Source organism: Gilvimarinus sp. 1_MG-2023, assembly GCF_030548285.1.
This window is the reverse complement of sequence record NZ_JAUOSC010000762.1, coordinates 1-294: the sequence shown is the minus strand read 5'-3', so window position 1 is coordinate 294 and position 294 is coordinate 1. Positions and strand designations below refer to the sequence as shown.

Below are 294 nucleotides of genomic sequence, written 5' to 3'. Positions count from 1 at the left end.
ACATCGGACAAATCGGAAAAGTCCTGCCAGTCAATAATCACCCCAGCCGCTGCCGCAATGGCAATGATATGCATGGTGTGATTGGTGGAACCGCCGGTGGCCAGCAAGGCCACAATGCCGTTTACCAGCGATTTTTCATCGACGATTTCATACAGCGGTGTGTAGCGACCATTGGGAGCCGTCAGGCGTACCGCTTGCTGCGCCGCATAACGGGTCAGCTGCTCACGTAATTCGGTGCCCGGATTCACAAAGGAAGAGCCGGGCAAGTGCAGCCCCATGATCTCAACCATCATC

The 294-nt window shown here is 55.4% G+C and carries 1 protein-coding gene; it reads right to left on the bottom strand.

What is annotated here, in order from left to right; all coding sequences use genetic code 11:
- Window positions 1–294, bottom strand: a 294-nt coding sequence (locus Q4563_RS18940; RefSeq protein WP_303605613.1) for a dihydroxy-acid dehydratase domain-containing protein, incomplete at both ends; no start/stop codon positions are given.